The following is an 18,788-nucleotide window of genomic DNA, read 5'->3' on the forward strand; positions in this document are numbered from 1 at the left end:
ACCACATGAGCGACTCCGTCCTCACCGAGGAGCACGTCAGCACCGCGTCGCGGCCCAGCGCGCTGCGCATCACCGACCTGCGGGTGGCCAACCTGCACGGGGTGCCGTTCCGCTCGTCGATCATCCGGCTGGACACCAACCAGGGCCTGGTCGGCTACGGCGAGGTCCGCGACCAGGCCAGCGCCACCTACGCGCTGATGCTCAAGAGCCGGGTCGTCGGCGAGAACCCGTGCGACCTCGACCGGATCTTCCGCAAGATCAAGCAGTTCGGCCACCACGGCCGGCAGGGTGGCGGCGTCTCCGGCATCGAGATGGCGCTGATGGACCTCGCAGGCAAGGCCTACGGGGTGCCGGCGTACGCGCTGGTCGGGGGCCGGTTCCGGGACACCGTGCGGTGCTACGCCGACACCCCGTCCCTGCTCGACCCGCACGAGATGGGAGCGAAGCTGCTCGAACGCAAGCAGCGCGGCTTCACCATGCTCAAGATGGACGTCGGCATCAGCCTGCTGTGGGACGTCCCGGGCGCGCTGATCGCCCCGGCGGGCGCCCGCGAGAACCTGACGACGATGCACCCGTTCACCGGCGTCCAGGTCACCGCGAAGGGCGTGGAGCACCTCGCCGACTACGTCGCGACGGTGCGCTCGATCGTCGGCTACGACGTCGCGCTCGCCGCCGACCACTTCGGCCACATCGCGCTGGACTCCTGCATCCGGATCGGGCGCGCCCTGGAGCCGTTCACGCTGGCCTGGATCGAGGACCTGATCCCGTGGCAGTTCACCGACCAGTGGCGCCAGCTGACCGAGGCCGTCGCCGTGCCCACCTGCACCGGTGAGGACATCTACCTCACCGAGGGCTTCAAGCCGCTGCTCGACGCGGGGGCGATCCGCGTCGTGCACCCCGACCCGGCCACCTCCGGCGGGATCGCCGAGACCAAGCGCCTCGGCGACTACGCCCAGGAGCGCGGGGTGGCGATGGCCCTGCACCTGGCGGCGTCGCCGATCGCCACGATGGCCAGCGTGCACCTGGCCGCGGCGACGGAGAACTTCCTGGCGCTCGAACACCACGCCGCCGACGTGGACTTCTGGTCCGAGCTGGTCACCGACCTGCCCCGGCCGCTCATCCAGGACGGCTCCATCGCCGTCCCGCAGACCCCCGGCCTTGGCTTCGGCGACATCGACGAGGAGCTGTTCCGCCGCCGGCTCGACCCGCGGGCGCCGGAGTTCTTCGCCGACTCCAGCCACTGGGACGCCGAGTCCAGCCACGACCGGCTGTGGAGCTGACCGGTGCGGATCGCGATCACCGGCGCCGCGGGGGCGCTCGGGCGCCGCGTCGTCGACCGCGCGGTGCGCGCCGGGCACGACGTGGTGGCGGTCGACCTGCCCGGGACCGACGCCGCGGCGGACGTCGAGTGGCGCCGGGCCGACATCACCGACCTGGGGCAGGTACGGGCGGCCCTGGACGGCGTCCGCGGGGTGGTGCACCTGGGGGCGCTCACCCACCCCCGCCACCCGGAGCCGGAGGTGTTCCGGACCAACGTGAACGGCACCCACCACGTCCTGGTGGCCGCCGAGGAGCACGGCGTCGACGCCCTCTGCCTGGCCTCCAGCGTCAACGCGATCGGCGGGGTGTTCAGCGCCGTCGCGCGCTACGACCGCTTCCCGGTGACCGAGCAGCACCCGAGCTACTGCGAGGACTCCTACAGCGTCTCGAAGTGGATCCTGGAGCAGGAGTCGGCGGCCTTCGCCCGGCGGCGACCGGACGCGACGTTCACCGCGCTGCGCCTGCACGCGCTGCGCGACGACCACGCCCACGCGCGGGCCACCATGAACGAGCTGCACGGCGTCAGCCAGCTCTGGGGCTGGACCTCGTTCGACTCGGCCGCGGCGGCCTGCCTGCTCGCCCTGCACCGCCCCACCGCCGGGCACGCGGTCTGCCACGTCGTGGCCGCGCGGACCACCAGCGACGCGCCGTCGGCCGAGCTGGCGCGCCGCTGGTACCCCGACGTGGCGGTCGACCGGCCGCTGACCGGGCGCACCGGCTTCTACGCGACCGACGCCGCGCACGCCCTGCTGGGCTGGGACGCCGGCGACGAGCACCCGGCGCTCTCCGATGCGGAGCGCGCCCGGTGACCGCCGCCGCGCTCAGCCGCGCCGGGCCCGCACCCACTCCTCGTACTCGGGGCGGGCCTCCTCGGACAGCGGGTAGTAGCGGCGCATGTCGCCGCCCTCGGCGAGGCGCTCGCGGGAGAACTCCTCCCACGCCGCGTGCTCGCTCGCCGTCGCCAGCAGCGCCTCCGCGAGCCCGATCGGCACCACGACCGCGCCGTCGTCGTCGGCCACGATGATGTCGCCGGGCTCCACCACCGTGCCCCCGCAGGCGATCGGGACGTTCACCGCGTGCGGCACGATATCGGTCTGCGTGTGGAAATTGGGCGTCGCGCCGCGCAGCCACAAACCGATGCCCAATTGCCGCGCCTTGCCGAAATCGCGCACGCAGCCGTCGATGACGACTCCCGCCCCGCCGCGCCCCATGAAATAGGTGAGCATCATCTCGCCGAACACGCCGCTGCCCATGTCCGCCCGCGCGTCGACGACGACCACGTCGCCGGGCTGGGTGTGATACAGCACGTGCCGGTGCAGCTGGCGCTCCGGGTCGGCGTACTCGTCGACCTGGTAGAGGTCCTCCCGCTTGGGCATGAACTGCAAGGTCAGGGCCGGTCCGGCCACCGTCTTGCCGGGGGTCGCGCTGACCGGGCCCTGGATGTGGGCGTTGCGCACTCCCAGCCTGCTCAGCTCGCTGCTCGCGGTCGCGCTGCCGACCGCGGCCAGCCCGGCCACCAGCTCGGCCGGCGGTCGGACGATGTCCGGCGTCTCGACCGTTCCACCGACAGATTGTCGCAGCATTGCGCGCACCTTTCCGCAGAGCCATCCGGTTGTGTTGCGAAAAGAGCGTAACCCGAGGATTGCGGGAGTGGTGGGTCGTGGCCGCGGTCGCCGGAGAAATCCACGAGGGGGCGGGCCGGACGGGCGGAGGGGGGCCGACCCGGCCCCGGCCGCGCGCCGCCGGCTGGTCCGCGCGCGGCGGCACTGGCCGAACCCCAACTTTCTACGTACTGTAGAAGTAGGCCGCGGGGCCGGACCGGCGCCACCGATCCGCACGACCGGGGCCGTCCCGGCGGAGCCCGGCACCGGTGGACCGGTGCCCGTGGACAGGGGGGTTGGGCGATGAGCGCCACGACGACCGGCGGCAGCGGTCCGGGCCGGACCACGAGTGCGCCAGGGGCGCGCGAGCAGCGGTCCCCGCTCGCGGCGGCGGTGCGCGGGCGGTTGCACGCCGTGGTGCCGCGGCACTGGTCCGTGCTGTTCGGCCAGGTCGCGGTGGGCAGCTTCGTCGTGCTCGTGCTGTCGGGGCTCTACCTGGAGCTGTTCTTCGACCCCTCGATGGCCACGACCGTCTACGACGGGCCCTACGAGAACCTGCGCGGGGTCGGCGTGAGCCACGCCTACGACAGCGCGCTCGCCATCTCCTTCGAGGTCCGCGGCGGGCTGTTCGTGCGCCAGCTGCACAACTGGGCCGCGTCGCTGTTCGTCGCCGCACTGCTGGCCGGCCTGGTCGTGGCGTTCTTCAGCGGCGCATTCCGGCGGCCGCGGCGCTCGATCTGGGTGGTCGGGGTGCTGCTGCTGTTCGTCGGGGTCCTCACCGCCTTCACCGGCGTGCTGCTGCCCGACGACCTGCTCTCCGGGACCAGCCTGCGCATGATCTCGGGCTACCTGCTGTCGATCCCCGTGGCCGGCACCTGGCTGCACTGGATGCTGTTCGGGAGCGAGTTCCCGGGCACCGAGGTCATCCCCCGGCTGCACGTCGCGCACCTGGTGCTCGCCGTCGTCATCGGCGCGCTGTTCGCGGTGCGCGCGGTGCTGCACGCCCGGCACGGGCACCCGCAGTACCCCGGGTCCGGCCGGTCGGAGGGCGACGTCGTCGGCGTCCGGGTGCTGCCCGGCTACGCGGCCCGGTCCGCGGCGCAGTTCACCGCGATGGTCGGCGTGCTGGCCGCGATGGCCGCCGCCTTCCAGGTCAACCCGATCTGGGCGTACGGCCCGGCCAACCCCGCGCACGTCTCCGGGGGGTCGACCTCGCCGTGGTACTTCGGCTGGGTCGACGGCGCGGTGCGGCTGTGGCCGGCGTGGGAGATCCGGCTGGGCGAGTACACCGTCCCGCCGTGGTTCTGGCCGTCGATGGTGTTCCTGCCGCTGAGCTTCGTCGCGCTCGCCCTCTACCCGGTGCTGGAGAGCCGCTTCACCCGGGACACCGCGCACCACCACCTGCTGCAGCGCCCGCGCGACGTCCCGGCGCGGACCTCCCTCGGCGTGCTGGTGGCCGCGTTCTACGGCTGCCTCCAGCTCGCCGCGGCCACCGACGTCCTCGCGTTCACCTTCCACCTCTCGACCGACGCCGTCTTCTGGGCCGGCCGGGTCGCCGTGTTCGTCGTGCCGGCGCTCGCCTACGCGGTGACCTACCGGGTCTGCCTCGGCCTGCAGATGGCCGACCGCGCGGTGCTCGAGCACGGCATCGAGACCGGCCTCGTCCGGCGGCTGCCCCACGGCGGGTACGTCGAGGTGCACCACCCCCTCGCCGGGTTCGACGAGCACGGCCGCCCGGTCCGGCCGGCGTACCGGGGAGCCCCGGTGCCCAAGCGGATGAACCAGCTGGTCGCGGCGGGTCCGCCGGCGGACTGACCCGGGACCGCCTGCTGGACCTGTCGACCGGGGCCGTCTTGGACCTGCCCCCGACCCCGGGGCGGCGGCAGAGTGCACGCCGTCGAAGGACCACCACCAGCAGGGACCAGAACATGCGCTTCCAGCACGCCGCGCAGCTCCGCGCGGACTTCCCGGAGCTCGTCGCGGGCGTGGTCGCCGCCACCGGCACCACCCCGGACGCCGACACCACCGACGCGGTGGCCCGCCACACGGCCACGGCCACCGCCCGGCTGGCCACCGTGGCCACCCCGAGCGGGTTCGCCGAGGTCCAGGCCTGGCGCCGGGCGTTCACCCGGTTGGGGCTGCGCCCCACCCAGTACCGCTGCGCCTCCGAGGCCCTGCTGCGCCGGTTCGCCCGCGAGGGCGCGCTGCCCCGGATCCACCCGCTGGTCGACCTGTGCAACGCGGTGTCGCTGGCGACCGCCCTGCCCGTCGCCGTGCTGGACCTGGACCGGGTGACCGGCGACCTCGTCGTGCGGCGGGCCACCGGGCAGGAGGTCTACCTGGGCTTCGACGGGGCGACCGAGCACCCGCAACCCGGCGAGGTCACCTACGCCGACGACGCGGGGCGGGCGCACGCGCGGCGCTGGACGAACCGGCAGAGCGGCCACTCCGCGGTCCGCGACGCCACGTCCTGCGTGCTCATCGTGGTCGAGGGCCTGCACGCCACGGCGCTCGCCGACGTGACCGCCGCGACCACCCTGATCGCCGAGGAGCTGGCCGCGCACTGGTCGCTCGACCCGATCAGCGCGGTGCTGCACGGCGACGGACCGACGGCCCTCGACCTGAGGTCCGCGATCACCGCGCGCTAGTGGTCGCGGTCGGACCGCGCGCCGAAGTCGCAGGCGTGAGCGATCCCCGCGCCGAGCTCGGCGACGTCGCCGGCATGGGCGAGCTCGTGCGGACCGCACCCGGCCTGATGTCGGCCATCGACGTGGTCGCCTCGGCCCTCACCGCCTGGCGGGCCGGGCGCACCCTGCACATCCCCGGCGCCACCACCTCCGCCATGACCGCCGTCCTCGCCCGCCTCGCCCGCGCCCTCACCCGCCGGGCCATGGAACGCGCCTTCCGCGGCTGAACCGGGCTCGGTCCCTGGTCGGATCGCCGGCCCCGGCCCCATGCTGAGCACATGATCCCGACCCAGGCCGGCGCCGGTGCGTGACTTCGTCGGCCACGGCCCCACCGCACCGCTCGACCGGTGGCCCGACGGGTCGCTGGTGGCGGTCAACATCGTCGTCAACGTCGAGGAGGGCGCCGAGGCGTCGTGGGCCGACGGCGAGGGCAACGACAGCTGGGGCGAGTACACGATCCCCATCGACCCGACCGTGCGCGACCTGGGCACCGAGGGGCACTTCGAGTTCGGCAGCCGGGTGGGCATCTGGCGGCTGGTGCGGCTGTTCGAGCGGTTCGACGCGCCCGTGACGTTCGGGGTGTGCGCCCGGGCGCTGGAACGCAACCCGCCCTTCGCGGAGTGGTTGCGGGCGAGCGGGCACGACGTGCTCGGGCACGGCTACCGCTGGGCCGAGGTGTCGCAGATGTCGGAGGAGGAGGAACGCGCCGACCTGGAGCGCGCGATGCGGGTGCTGCCAGAGCTCGTGGGGCGCCCGGTGCGCGGCTGGTACGTGCGGTCGTTCCCCAGCGAACGCACGCGCCGCCTCGCCGCCGCCCACCCCGACCTGGTCTACGACAGCGACTCCTGCAACGACGAGCTGCCCTACCGGGTCGAGGTGGACGGGCGGCCCTGGCTGGTCGTCCCCTACACCAAGGTGCACAACGACACCCGCTACTTCCTCGCCCCCACCTACGCGGCGCCGCGCCACTTCGCCGAGTCCCTGATCGGGGCGGCCGACTTCCTGCTCGACGAGGCCCGCCACGGCGCGGGCGCCCGGCTGATGAGCGTGGGCCTGCACCCGCGCTGGAGCGGCCAGGCCTCCCGCGCGACGGCGGTGCGCGACTTCCTGCACCACGTCACGACCACACCCGGGATCACCCTGGTGCACCGCGACCAGGTGGTGCGGTGGTGGATCGAGAACGTCCGCTGACGGGCGCCCCCGGCCGCCGCTGCGCGCCCGGGCCCGGGGGGACAAGCTGGCCACGACCACCTGCCCCCCGATGAGTGAGGACACCGCATGGCCACCTGGCTGATCACCGGATGCTCGACCGGGCTCGGTCGCGCGCTCGCCGACGCCGTCCTGGCCCGCGGCGACGAGGCCGCCGTCACCGCCCGCGACCCCGCCGCCGTGCGGGACCTGGTGAGCGCGCACCCCGACCGGGCGCTCGCGCTCGCGCTCGACGTGACCGACCCCGCCCAGGTCGCCGAGGCCGCGCGGCGCACCCGTGAGCGGTTCGGCGGCGTCGACGTCCTGGTCAACAACGCCGGCTACGGCTACCGCGCCGCCGTCGAGGAGGCCGACGACGCCGACGTCCAGCGGCTGTTCGCCACCAACTTCCACGGCGCGGTCGCCATGATCAAGGCCGTGTTGCCGGACATGCGCGCCCGCCGCCGCGGCACGATCGTCAACATCTCCTCGATCGGCGCCCGCATCTGCGCGCCCGGCTCGGGCTACTACGCCGCGACGAAGGCCGCGCTGGAGGCCATGACCTCGTCCCTGCGCAAGGAGCTCGCGCCGCTGGGCATCACGGCGATGTCGGTCGAGCCCGGCGGCTTCCGCACCGACTTCGCCGGGCGCTCCCTCACCCAGTCCGCCGAGCCGATCGCCGACTACGCCGACACCGCGGGCAGGCGGCGCAAGGAGCACGACACCGCCCACGGCAACCAGCCCGGCGACCCGGCCAGGGCCGCCGAGGCGATCATCACCGCCGTCGGGGCGGCCGAGCCGCCCGCGCTGCTGCTGCTCGGGTCGGACGCCGTCGACGCCGCCGGTGGCGTCCTGGACGCGCAGCGCGCCGAGCTCGCCGCGTGGAGGGCGCTGAGCACGAGCACCGACTTCGCCTGACCCGGCCGGCTCGGCCGCGATCGGCAACCCCGTCGAGGTCGACTGCCGGATCACGGCACCCGCGCGCCCCCGGGCAGCAGCGAAGCTGGTGCCCGGGTGGGAGGCCCTCCCACGGCATCTCGAGAGCGGGTGAGGCATGGGCGGGTCGTTGCCCCGGTCCGTCGACGACCTCCCCCTGCTGCCCGACCTGGTGGCCCCGCAGGCCTGGTCCGCCGATCTGGTCGCGGCCTCGGACGGGTTGTTCGAGCGCGGCGTCCGCGTCCTGCGCGACGGCGAGGGCGGGCTGCTCGTCATCGGCGACGCGGTGATGCGGGCGCTGGCCCAGGACCCCGCGGTCGGCGGCACCCCGGTCGAGTTCCTGACCGGCCGCGCCGGCGACCGCGTCCGGCGCGCGACGGGTGCGGCACCGCCGAGCGGCGCGGCGGCGTTCGACGCCTTCCTGCGCAACCAGGTCTTCACCATGAACGCGGCGCTGCACGTCGCCGTCCGCCGGGTCGTCGCCCGCCACCTGGTGCCCCGGGCCGTGCTGGGGATGGCGGGGCACGCCGAGCGGGTGCTGGTCGGGGTCCTCGACGAGGTGACGCGGGTCGGTGGGGTCGTCGACCTCGAGCGGGACGTCGCCGGGCCGTACGTCACCCGCTTCTGGACCGACCAACTGGGCGTGCCGGCCGGAGCGGCGCTCCGCGTCCAGCAGCTGGTGCACGAGATGAACCGGATGTTCCTGTTCGCGCCCACCCTCGAGGACCGGGCCCGGGTGCTCGCGGCCACCGAGGAGTACCTGGAGCTCGTCGGCCGGACCGTGGCGATGGCCTGGGAGCGCGGCGACAACGCCCTGCTCGGCCACCTCGCCCGCGGCCTCGACGGCATCGATCTCCCCGGTGCGCCGCCGGACCTCGGGGCGCTCGTGGCGGCCAACTTCTTCGACGGCTTCCACACCGTCGCCGTCGCGGTGGCCAACGCGGCCCGCTGCCTGCTGGCCGACGCCCCGGCCGCCGAGCGCGTGCGGCGCGCCCCGTCCCTGGTGGCGGCGGCCTTCACCGAAGGCGCCCGCCTCACCGCACCGCTCATGCTGACCACCCGGATGGCGCTGGGCGACGTCGAGCACGCCGGCCTGCGCATCCCGGCGGGCACGCCGATCACGATGGCCTGGATCGCCGCCAACCGCGACCCCGAGGCGTACGACGAGCCCGGCGGCTACCGGCTCGACCGGCCGCCGCGGCTCGGCACGACCTTCGGCGGGGGTGCCCGCATCTGCCCGGGGCGCGGCGCGACCCGGATGCTCGGCGAGGTCGCCCTCCGGGCGCTGACCGCCACGTCCGTGCAGGTGCGCCTGGAATCGCCGCAGCCGGGTTGGGTACCGGGCTCGGCCATCCGCCGGCACCCGGCGATCCCGGTGGTCGTGCGGCGGGTGGCTGCCGCGTGAGGACCGCCACGAACCCGAGCGGGGGCGGGGACTGACGTGCCCGCAGCCCGCTTCGTCGGCGTCGACGGCACCGAGGTCCTCCTCGACGTCCCCGCCGGGCAGACCCTCAGGCAGGCCGCGCTGGACAACCTGGTGCCGGGGATCATCGGCGAGTGCGGCGGCTTCGCCACCTGCGGCACCTGCCACGTCGTCGTCGACGAGCGGTTCCGGCCGCTGCTGCCCGCCCCCTCCGAGGACGAGGAGATCGTGTTGGAAGGACTGCTCACCCCGGTCACCGCGACCAGCAGGCTCGCCTGCCAGATCGCGATGACCGACGAGCTCGACGGCATCACCGTCCACGTTCCCGAGTCGCAGGGGTGAGCAGCATGGGGTCATCGATCGACGACGCCGTCCGGGCCGTGGTCGAGGGCGGGCTGCGGCTCATCAGCGACGGGCTGGTGGAGGGGACCGCGGGCAACGTCAGCGTCCGGCACGGCGACCTGGTCGCCATCTCGCCCTCCTCGATCGCCTACGACCGCGTCCGCCCGCAGGACGTGTGCGTGCTGGACCTCGACGGAACGCTCGTCAGCCGGGCCGACGGCCCACGGCCGTCCACCGAGACCGGCATGCACCTGCGGATCTACCGCGAGACCGACGCCCGCGCCGTGGTCCACCACCACGGCCTGGCCAGCGTCGCGGTGTCGACGGTCGTCGACGTGCTGCCCGCGCTGCACTACTACATCGTCCGCCTCGGCGGCCCGGTCCGCGTCGCCGCCTACGCCCGCTACGGGACCGACCAGCTCGCCCGCAACGTGCTGCTGGCCCTCCAGGGCCGCACCGCCGCGCTGATGCAGAACCACGGCGCGATCACCTACGGCCGCTCCCCGGAGCAGGCGTTCGACCGGGCGCTCCTGCTCGAATGGCTGTGCCGGCTGCAGGTGACGGCGGCCTCGATGGGCACGCCGCGGGCGCTGTCCGAGCTGGACCTGGCCGAGGTCGCCTCGGCCGCCTACGAGAGGTCGCCGTCGTGAGCACCGCCGCGAGCACCGCCGTCAGCCCTCGCACCGGTCCCCGCGTCGTGTGCGTCGGCCCGCACATCGTCGACGTCCTGGTGCGCCCCGTCACCGGAATCCCCGCCGGCCAGGGCGGCGCCCTCGTCGACCAGCTCCGGATCACCGCCGCGGGCACCGCCGCCGGGACCGCCGTCGACCTGGCCAAGCTCGGCGCCGAGGTCACCTCTATCGGGGCGGTCGGCGACGACACAGTGGGCAGCCTGCTGCGCATCCTGCTCGAGCAGCACGGGGTCGACGCGTCGCGGCTGGTCGTCCGCCCGGGCCTGGCGACCTCGGCCACCGTGCTGCCGATCCGCCCCAACGGCGAACGCCCCTCCCTGCACCTGCCCGGCGCCACCGCCACCCTGACCGGGGCCGACGTCGATCCCGCGCTCGTCGCCGACGCCGACGCCCTGCACCTCGGCGGACCCGACGTGCTCGGCGCGTTCACCGACGAGGCGGGCGCCGCGCTGCTGCGGCACGCCCGCGCGCACGGCACCACCACGACGGTCGACCTGCTCCGCTCCGCGACCGACCCGGCCCTCCTCGACCGGCTCACCCCGCTGCTGCCGTCCGCGGACTACTTCCTGCCCAACGACGACCAGCTCCGCGGGCTGACCGGGATCGACGACCTCGAACGGGCCGCCCGGACGGTGCGCGAGCGCGGCGTGGGCACCGTCGTGGTGACCATGGGCGGAGCGGGATCGCTCCTGGTCGGGTCGGGGCCGGCCGAGCACCTGCCCGCCTTCTCCTGCGACGTCGTCGACACCACCGGCTGCGGCGACGCGTTCGTCGCCGGCCTGCTCGTCGGGCTGCACCAGGGCTGGGAGCCGCGGCTCGCCGCCGCGCTCGGCACCGCGGCGGCGGGTCTCGTCGCCACCGGGCTGGGCTCGGACGCCGGTGTCGTCGACCTGCCCACCACCGTCGCCTTCTGGAAGGAGCGGGCCACCGACATCGGCGTCACCCCGCCGTGACCCGACCGACCACTAGACTGCCCGGGCGCTGGAGGGAGGCCGAACGGACGTGCACCCCTCCGGCCTGGACCTGGGCGCGCTCGTCGCCGGCCTCCACGAGGAGCGCGAGACGATCGGCAGGCGGTTCGCCCAGCTGCTGCGCAGCGTCGCCCCCGAGTACTACGCCATCGACGCCAGCGACTTCCAGGACGCCGGGTGGTCGGCTCTGTCGGTGGTGGTGGACGGCGCGCTGCTCGCCGTCGACGAGGGCAGCCACGCCGGGTTCCCGGTCGAGCTGGTGGCGGAGTCGGTGGCCGCGGCCCGCAACGGCCTGCCGTGGGAGGTCCTCGACCGCACCTACCACCTCACCCACCAGGCCGTGTGGGAGTCGGTGATCGGCGTGCTCACCGCGCTGCGCCGCCCGCGCCCCGAGGAGGCGTCGCTGCTGCGCACCGTCTCCGGCCGCCTCTTCTCCTACTTCGACCACCTCACCTCCAACGCCGGGCGGGTGTACGCGCAGGCCGAGCGCGAGCAGGACGGCCGCCGCGACGACCGGATCCGCGGCCTGGTCGTGCAGGTCCTCGACGGTGGATCGGTGCCCGAGGTCGAGCTCGGCTACCGCCTCGGAAGGACCCACGTCGCCGTCGTCGCCTGGGGCTCCGACGACGCCCGGGCCACGCTGAGCGCCGTCGCCCGGGAGCTGGCCACCGACGCGTTGATCGTCCCCGCCGGGGAGGACCTGACCTGGGCGTGGTTCGCCGTCGACGAGGTGGCGACCGAGGCCGCGCTGCGCTCGGCCCTCGACGCGGCCCCGACGGGCCGCTTCGCCCTGGGCGCACCGGCCGCCGGCGCACCCGGCTTCGTGACCGGCCACCAGCAGGCCCGGCAGGCCGCATCGGTGTGGGCGCGCAAGCTGACCGCCCCCACCGGATCCGCGCTCGGGTACGTCGACATCGCCTTCCGGGCCGTCGCGCTCGACAACGAGGCCACCGCCCGAACCTTCGCCGAGCACGAGCTGCGCCCGCTGCAGGCCGCGGGAGCACGCACGGCCGAGCTGACCGACACGGTGACGGCCTACTCCCGGTCGGGCCTCAACACCCGCCTGACCGCGAAGGCCCTCGGCATCGCCGAACGCACCGTGCGCTACCGCCTCGACCGGCTCGAAGCGCTACTCGGTCCGGGCTTCCGCACCCGCCTCCCCGAACTGGTGCTGGCGATCGCGCTGGCCGACTCGCTGACCGTGCAGCAGCGCAGCCGCAACCCTCGCGAGGTCTAGGCGAACCGCGCTCGCACCGTCCGCCCGGCCCGGGGCGAACGAAAGTCGCTCTCGTGCCGCCGCGCGGGACGAAAGTCGCTCTCGTGCCGCCAGGCGGGACGAAGGTCGCTCTCGCCCAACCGGGTTTCCGGCGTGCAACCCTGGGCGGGTCGACGTGACGGCAGGGGCCGAACCCCTGCTCGATCCGAGGACGCCCGCCGCGCAGACGCCGCCTTTCCCGGGTCCGGAGCTGGGCGCGTCGCCCAGGACAGTCACTGTTCAGGGCGCCTCCGGCGGCGCCTCCGCGGCGGGCGTCCTCAGCTCCAGCAGGGGTGCGAGGTGCTCCCCGGGGTGGGGTGGGCGCTGCGCGCCCCCGTGCCTCGCCCGGCTCGCGGCGGCTGCGCGCCGCCTCGCCGGGGACGAGCGCGACTTCACATTGCGCGCGGTGGAGCGAGCGCGACTCTCGTTGCGCCGGGCGGAGCCAGCGCGACTCCCGTCCCGCCGGGCGAGCGAGTGGCGCGATGGGCCAGCCTGGTTGGCCCAGCGCGCCGTTCGCTCGGGGCGAGGGGCGAGGGGCGAGGGGCGACCGGGGGCCCGAGCAACGGGGGGGCCGCCCGCCTCGTGGGACGAGAGTGACTCTCGTTCGACCGGGCCGGACGAGAGGGACTTCCGTCCAGCCGGCCGGACGAGCGTCACTCTCGTGCGGGCAGGGGGTGCTCGTTGATCGACACCCGGGCCAGGAACCGCGACACCAGGGCCACCTGGTGCTCCGGGGTCATCCGCACGGGGTCGATGATCGCCTGGATCGAGAGGGACTCGATGAGGGCCTGGATCTCGTCGACGATGAAGCCGGCGTCCTCGTCGCGGCGCATCTCGCCGGACTCCTGGGCCTGGGTCACGAAGCCTCCCCACATGGCGCGGGAGTTGGCGTTGGAGGTGCTGCGGATCTGGCGCAGGTGGGCGTTGCCCACCGTGTGGCCGAGGAAGCTGACGTCGACGTGGGCTTCGAGGAGTCGTTCGTCGTCGAGCGGGAGCGCTTCGAGCATGGCGAGGCGGAGGGCTTCCAGGCTGCTCTGCCCCTTGGTCGCCTCGACGATGCGGGCGCGGGCCCGGGCGAAGGCCAGCAGGTGGGCGGAGCTGAGGATGTCCTCCTTGTCGGTGAAGTAGTGCGCGAGGACCCCGACCGAGTGGCCGGCCTCGTCGGCGATGCGGCGGACCGTCGTCGCGTCCAGGCCGACCCGAGCGATCACCCGCCACGTCGCCGCAAGCACCTCTTGCCTGCGTTGGTCGTGGTCGACGATCTTCGGCATGGATCTCCTCCGGTGGGGCCTCGGCGTCGGGGCGAGTCTGTCGGTGGGCGCTCCCGCGCGGGCCGACTTCCAGGCACTTCACATGAAGATAATCTGACCTTAAGGTATATCGAACATCCGAACTAAATCCTGGACGCCCACGCTGCTACACCTGGAGGAACCCCGGTGACTCTCGCTGCCGATCAACCACTGCGGCTGTCCCGTCACGACCGGGAGCTGCGCGACAGGGCGGCGAAGGTCATCCCCGGCGGCATGTACGGCCACATGCTCGCCAACGCGCGGACGATGCCGCCGTCGTTCCCGCAGTTCTGGGCCCGCGGCGAGGGCGCCTGCGCGTGGGACGTCGACGACAACCGCTACGTCGACTTCCTCTGCGCCTTCGGCCCGATGCTGCTGGGCCACCGCAACCCGCTCGTCGACGAGGCCGCGGCCCGCCAGGCGGCCCTGGGCGACACGCTGTCGGGCCCGAGCCCGCGGATGGTCGAGCTGGCCGAGCTGCTGACCTCGACGATCCCGCACGCCGACTGGGCGATGTTCGCCAAGAACGGCACCGACGCGACGTCGACGGCCGTGCGGATCGCGCGCGTCGCCACCGGCCGCACGAAGCTGCTCAAGGCCGCCGTCGCCTACCACGGCGCGAACGACTGGTTCACCCCTCGCTCGGCCGGGGTGACGCCGCAGGACCGGGCCAACATCGTCGAGTTCGCCTACAACGACGTCGCCTCGCTGGAGGCCGCGGCCGCCGCCCACGACGGCGACGTCGCCGCGATCATCGTCGCCCCGTTCCGGCACGACTCGTTCGTGGCCCAGGAGCCGGTCGATCCGGCGTTCGCCCGAGCGGTCCGGGCGCTGGCCACCCGCATCGGCGCGGTCCTCATCCTCGACGAGGTCCGCAGCGGCTTCCGGCTCGACGTGCGCGGGGCGTGGGAAGGGCTCGGCGTCCGGCCCGACATGACCGCCTTCTCCAAGGCCCTCGCCAACGGCTACGCGATCTCCGCGCTCGTCGGGGCGGACGCGCTGCGCGAGTCGGCCTCCGAGGTCTACGTGACCGGGTCCTTCTGGTACTCGGCGGTGCCGATGGCCGCGGCCATCGCGACGGTGCGGCACGCCGTCGAGGTCGACGCCCCGGCCCTCATCCGGGAGCCGGGCGAGCGGTTCAAGGCCGGGCTGGAGGCCCAGGGCGAGCGGCACGGGCTGCCCGTGAGCCTCACCGGGCCGGTGCAGATGCCCCTGCTGGTCTTCGCCGACGACCCCGAGCGGACCACGGCGTTCGCGTTCACCGACGCCGCGGTCCGGCGCGGTGTCCTGCTGCACCCCTGGCACAACATGTTCCTGTCGACCGCGCACACCGTCGAGGTGGTCGACGAGGTGCTCGCGCTGACCGACGAGGCCTTCGCCGAGACCGCGACCGCGCTCCGGGCCGCCTCGTAACCACCGCTCCCCCGACGCCCCCCGCCGACCCCGGCACCACAGAGGAGACACCCCGATGAGTCCACTCCCCAGGCGCAGAGCCAGGAAGTCCCGGGTCGCCGCGCGAGCGGCGACCGCCATGGCGCTCGCCCTCGGGCTGGCCGCCTGCTCGGGCGCCGGGCCCGCGACGCAGGAACGCACCGGCATCATCCTGGGCCGGGCGATGGACGTCACCACGCTCGACATCTCCCGCTCGCTGTGCGACACCTGCCAGATCTACAACGCGGCGGTCTACGAGTCGCTGCTGCGGGCCACCCCCGAGGGGAGCCTGGAGCCGCTGCTGGCCGAGAGCTGGACGGCGAACGCGGACAACACCCAGTTCACGTTCACCCTGCGCGCCGACGCCGTGTTCTCAGACGGCTCACCCGTGGAGGCCAAGGACGTCGAGTGGTCGTGGGAGCGGCTGAAGAACCTGGCCGGGTCGCCGAGCTACTTCATGGCCGGCGTCTCCGACGTGCAGGCCCCGGACGCGCGCACGGTCGTGGTGACCTCGGAACTGCCGAACTCGGCGTTCTTCAACATCGCCTCCGCCGGCTACACGGGCGTCATCAACTCCGACGTCGCCGCGCAGAACGGCGCCACCGCCGACGCGAACGCGGCCTCGACCGACCAGGCCGAGCAGTGGTTCCTGGGCAACTCGGCGGGCAGCGGCCAGTACGTGCTCGACTCCTACGCCGAGGGCACGCAGCTGGTGCTCAAGCGCAACGACAACTACTGGGGCGAGGCGCCGAACTTCACCGACGTCACCATCAAGGAGGTCACCGACTCCTCCGCCCAGCTCCAGCAGCTCCAGCAGGGCGACATCGACGTGGCGATGCAGCTCAGCTTCGACGCGCTGGGCCAGATCGAGAACGACCCGAACCTCTCCACCGAGGTCGTCCCGTCGTTCAACTTCGTCTACCTCGCCCTGTCCCCCGGCAAGCCCGGCGGCGAGGCCCTGCAGGACCCGCGGGTCCGCGAGGCGATCCGCAAGTCCATCGACTACACCTCGGCGATCGACGCGACCGTGGCCGGCAACGGGGAGAAGCAGGCGACCGGGATCCCCAACGGCTTCGAGGGCACCGAGGGCCTGCCCCTGCCCGAGTACGACCCCGAGGGCGCCAAGGCGCTGCTCGCCGAGGCCGGCTACGGCGGCGGGCTCGCGCTGCAGGCCGTCTTCCCGACGTTCACGATCTACGGCGTCAACTTCGCCACCATGATGCAGTCGATCCAGCAGTCGCTGCAGGGCGTCGGCATCCAGCTCGACCTGCAGCCGCTGGAGTACCAGGCCTGGGCCGACCGCCTCGCCGAGGGCATCCCCGTGACGGCCGTCTACTTCGCCCCGGACCACCCGGACGCGATCCAGTACGTGCAGTACTTCGGGCTCATCGAGGGCTCGGTCTGGGCCGAGCGGGCCGGCATGCCGGTCAACCCCCAGGAGCAGCAGCTGGCGGTGTCCGCGCTGGCCCAGACCGGTGAACAGCGCACCGCGACCTACTCCCAGCTGGCCGAGCTGATGTACAACGACGCGATCATCCTGCCGGTGGTCAACCCGAAGTACCTGCTCGCCAGCTCGGCCGACGTCACCGGCAACAACCTCGACATCACCCGCAACCTGGACCTGACCCGCATCCGCTTCGCCACGGGGTGACCCGAGGCGCGGGGGCGGGCGCGCCCGCCCCCGCACCGGCTCCACCTCCCACCGAGCCCACCGCCCGCCCCGACCAGTGGACCCGAGCTGATGATCCGTTTCGTCGCCAAGCGCCTGGCCCTGATGCCCCTGCTGCTGTGGGGGATCGTGACCATCGCGTTCCTGCTGTCGCACGCCGTCGCGGACAACCCGCTCGCCTCGATCGTCGGTGAGCGCAACCTCGGCAACCCCGACGTCGTGCGGGCCGCCACCGAGCGGTGGGGGCTCGACAAGAGCCTGCCCGAGCAGTACTTCGTCTACATCGCGAACCTGCTGCAGGGCGACATGGGGACCTCGTTCCGCACCAAGGCCCCGGTGGGCGCGGACCTCGCCGTCCGCCTCCCCGCCACGCTCGAGCTCGCCGCCGTCGCCCTGGTGTTCGCGATCGTCATCGGGACCCTGCTGGGCGTGCTGGCCGCCCGGATGCGGGGCAAGCTCGTCGACGGCGTGGTGCGGGTCCTCGCGCTGCTCGGGTCCTCGCTCCCGGTCTTCTGGGTGGGGCTGATCTTCCTGTTCCTCTTCTACGCCACCCTGGGGGTCGCCGCGGGCCCTGGCCGGCTGTCCGCCCGCGTGATCCCGCCCCCGGACGCCACGGGCTTCTACACCGTCGACGCCCTGCTCGCCGGCGACTGGCCCCTGTTCGTCGACGCCTTCCAGCACCTGCTCATGCCCGCGCTGATCATGAGCCTGGCGCTGCTGGGCACCGTGATCCGCATCGTGCGCTCGCAGATGCTGGAGGAGCAGGGGTCCGACTACGCCCGCACCGCCCGGGCCAAGGGGATGACGCGCGGCCAGGTGCTCAACCGGCACGTCCTGCGCAACGCGATCACGCCCGTGATCACCATCGTCGGCGTCTCGGTCGGCCTGCTCATCATGGGCGCGGTCCTCATCGAGACGATCTTCTCCTGGAACGGCATCGGCACCTACGCCGTCGAGTCGTCCCGCGCGCTGGACTTCCCGGCGATCACCGGGGTGTGCCTGGTGGGCGGCTGCATCTTCCTGGTCGCCAACCTCATCACCGACATCGCCTACGCCGTCGTCGACCCCCGAGTGAGGCTGTCGTGACGCTCGCCGCCGCCCCCGACGCCGCGTCCCCGACGGCCGGGCCCCCGCCGCCGGGGACGGAGGTCCCGCTCCGCGGGCGGTTCCGCCGGCTGCTGACGCCCTCGATCCTCGCCGGTGCCGCGGTCGTCGCGGCGTGGATCCTGGTGATCGCGTTCGCGGGCGTGCTCGCGCCGTACGACCCCTACGCGGTGGCCGGGCCCCGGCTGAGCCCGCCGACGGGCGAGTTCCTCCTCGGCACGGACACCCTGGGCCGCGACGTGCTGTCGCGGGTGCTGCACGGGGCGCGGCTGTCGCTGCCGATCGCGCTGGCCACGATCAGCATCGCCGCGCTCGTGGGGAGCGTGGTCGGAGCGGTCGCCGGCTTCTACGGCGGCATCGTCGACGCCGTGCTCATGCGCCTGGCCGACATCACCATGGCCTTCCCCAGCATCCTGCTCGCGATGGCGGTGGCCGCCGCGCTCGGGCCCGGCCTCACCAACTCCTTCGTGGCGATCGTCGTGGTCTGGTGGCCCATCTACGCGCGGCTCATCCGGGGCCAGATCCTCTCGATCAAGGAGCGCGAGTACGTCACCTCGGCCAGGGCGATCGGGATGAGCCGCCTGAGGACCCTGCGCAAGCACGTCCTCCCCCACGCCCTCACCCCGGTGCTCGTCTCCGCCACCATGGACCTCGGCATGATCATCATCCTGGTCGCCTCGCTGAGCTTCCTCGGGCTCGGCGCGCTGCCGCCCTCACCGGAGTGGGGGGCGATGATCACCGAGGGGTCGGCGAACTTCTACCAGTGGTGGATCGCCGCCGGGCCCGGCCTGGCGATGGTCACGATCGTCCTCGCGGTCAACTTCCTCGGCGACAGCCTGCGCGACGTCCTGGACGTCAGGACCCGCGTCCGGTGAGCGGC

Annotated in this window: 18 protein-coding genes; 16 read left to right on the forward strand and 2 right to left on the reverse strand. The window is 73.8% G+C overall.

The features are described from left to right. The first annotated feature begins 5 nt into the window (after positions 1–5). A complete protein-coding gene (locus KDL28_RS11670; protein ID WP_252437666.1) occupies positions 6–1,280 on the forward strand; it encodes a mandelate racemase/muconate lactonizing enzyme family protein in 1,275 nt (424 codons plus the stop codon). Positions 1,281–1,283: 3 nt separating this feature from the next. Continuing rightward, on the forward strand, positions 1,284–2,129 hold the full coding sequence (locus KDL28_RS11675; protein WP_252437668.1) for an NAD-dependent epimerase/dehydratase family protein: 846 nt from the start codon (positions 1,284–1,286) through the stop codon (positions 2,127–2,129). Positions 2,130–2,141: 12 nt separating this feature from the next. Here the strand turns inward: KDL28_RS11675 and KDL28_RS11680 are convergent, their stop codons facing one another. Further along, positions 2,142–2,903 (reverse strand): ribonuclease activity regulator RraA, encoded by a 762-nt coding sequence (locus KDL28_RS11680; RefSeq protein ID WP_252437670.1) that lies wholly within the window; start codon positions 2,901–2,903, stop codon positions 2,142–2,144. Between the two features lie 321 nt (positions 2,904–3,224). Here KDL28_RS11680 and qcrB point away from each other — a divergent pair, with 321 nt between their 5' ends. The 10 genes from qcrB to KDL28_RS41465 all read left to right on the forward strand — a co-directional run bounded on the left by qcrB (position 3,225) and on the right by KDL28_RS41465 (position 12,397). Further along, positions 3,225–4,736 (forward strand): cytochrome bc1 complex cytochrome b subunit, encoded by a 1,512-nt coding sequence (qcrB, locus tag KDL28_RS11685; RefSeq protein WP_252437672.1) that lies wholly within the window; start codon positions 3,225–3,227, stop codon positions 4,734–4,736. 113 nt (positions 4,737–4,849) lie between these two features. Next, positions 4,850–5,569, forward strand: coding sequence for a B3/B4 domain-containing protein (locus KDL28_RS11690; RefSeq protein ID WP_252437674.1), 720 nt, complete (start codon positions 4,850–4,852; stop codon positions 5,567–5,569). A 35-nt stretch (positions 5,570–5,604) separates the two neighbouring features. After that, complete coding sequence (locus tag KDL28_RS11695) at positions 5,605–5,835, forward strand: hypothetical protein (protein ID WP_252437676.1); 231 nt, start codon at positions 5,605–5,607, stop codon at positions 5,833–5,835. Between the two features lie 76 nt (positions 5,836–5,911). Then, positions 5,912–6,799: a polysaccharide deacetylase family protein gene (locus KDL28_RS11700; RefSeq protein ID WP_252437678.1), complete on the forward strand. Its 888-nt coding sequence runs from the start codon at positions 5,912–5,914 to the stop codon at positions 6,797–6,799. Positions 6,800–6,886: 87 nt separating this feature from the next. Then, positions 6,887–7,714, forward strand: a complete 828-nt coding sequence (locus tag KDL28_RS11705) for an oxidoreductase (RefSeq protein ID WP_252437680.1) — start codon at positions 6,887–6,889, stop codon at positions 7,712–7,714. Positions 7,715–7,850: 136 nt separating this feature from the next. Beyond that, positions 7,851–9,137 (forward strand): cytochrome P450, encoded by a 1,287-nt coding sequence (locus tag KDL28_RS11710; RefSeq protein WP_252437682.1) that lies wholly within the window; start codon positions 7,851–7,853, stop codon positions 9,135–9,137. A gap of 36 nt (positions 9,138–9,173) precedes the next feature. Next, positions 9,174–9,497 carry a 2Fe-2S iron-sulfur cluster-binding protein gene (locus KDL28_RS11715; RefSeq protein WP_252437684.1) on the forward strand — a complete coding sequence of 108 codons (324 nt, stop codon included), beginning with the start codon at positions 9,174–9,176 and terminating at the stop codon, positions 9,495–9,497. A gap of 5 nt (positions 9,498–9,502) precedes the next feature. Then, positions 9,503–10,147: a class II aldolase/adducin family protein gene (locus KDL28_RS11720; protein ID WP_252437686.1), complete on the forward strand. Its 645-nt coding sequence runs from the start codon at positions 9,503–9,505 to the stop codon at positions 10,145–10,147. Further along, positions 10,144–11,142, forward strand: a complete 999-nt coding sequence (locus KDL28_RS11725) for a carbohydrate kinase family protein (protein ID WP_252437688.1) — start codon at positions 10,144–10,146, stop codon at positions 11,140–11,142. The genes KDL28_RS11720 and KDL28_RS11725 overlap by 4 nt, the downstream gene beginning before the upstream one ends. A gap of 49 nt (positions 11,143–11,191) precedes the next feature. After that, a complete protein-coding gene (locus KDL28_RS41465) occupies positions 11,192–12,397 on the forward strand; it encodes a PucR family transcriptional regulator (RefSeq protein WP_252437690.1) in 1,206 nt (401 codons plus the stop codon). Between the two features lie 671 nt (positions 12,398–13,068). Here KDL28_RS41465 and KDL28_RS11735 read toward each other — a convergent pair. Further along, positions 13,069–13,686, reverse strand: coding sequence for a TetR/AcrR family transcriptional regulator (locus KDL28_RS11735; RefSeq protein ID WP_252437692.1), 618 nt, complete (start codon positions 13,684–13,686; stop codon positions 13,069–13,071). A gap of 165 nt (positions 13,687–13,851) precedes the next feature. Here KDL28_RS11735 and KDL28_RS11740 point away from each other — a divergent pair, with 165 nt between their 5' ends. The 4 genes from KDL28_RS11740 to KDL28_RS11755 all read left to right on the forward strand — a co-directional run bounded on the left by KDL28_RS11740 (position 13,852) and on the right by KDL28_RS11755 (position 18,783). Further along, the gene (locus KDL28_RS11740; RefSeq protein ID WP_252437694.1) at positions 13,852–15,117 is read left to right on the forward strand and encodes an aminotransferase class III-fold pyridoxal phosphate-dependent enzyme; all 1,266 of its coding nucleotides are present in this window, start codon (positions 13,852–13,854) and stop codon (positions 15,115–15,117) included. A gap of 55 nt (positions 15,118–15,172) precedes the next feature. Then, complete coding sequence (locus tag KDL28_RS11745) at positions 15,173–16,786, forward strand: ABC transporter substrate-binding protein (protein WP_252437696.1); 1,614 nt, start codon at positions 15,173–15,175, stop codon at positions 16,784–16,786. Between the two features lie 90 nt (positions 16,787–16,876). After that, positions 16,877–17,890 carry an ABC transporter permease gene (locus tag KDL28_RS11750; protein WP_252437698.1) on the forward strand — a complete coding sequence of 338 codons (1,014 nt, stop codon included), beginning with the start codon at positions 16,877–16,879 and terminating at the stop codon, positions 17,888–17,890. Beyond that, positions 17,887–18,783, forward strand: a complete 897-nt coding sequence (locus KDL28_RS11755; RefSeq protein WP_252437700.1) for an ABC transporter permease — start codon at positions 17,887–17,889, stop codon at positions 18,781–18,783. The genes KDL28_RS11750 and KDL28_RS11755 overlap by 4 nt, the downstream gene beginning before the upstream one ends. Positions 18,784–18,788: the final 5 nt, after the last annotated feature.

This window comes from Pseudonocardia humida (assembly GCF_023898865.1).
Taxonomy (GTDB): Bacteria; Actinomycetota; Actinomycetes; order Mycobacteriales; family Pseudonocardiaceae; genus Pseudonocardia; species Pseudonocardia humida.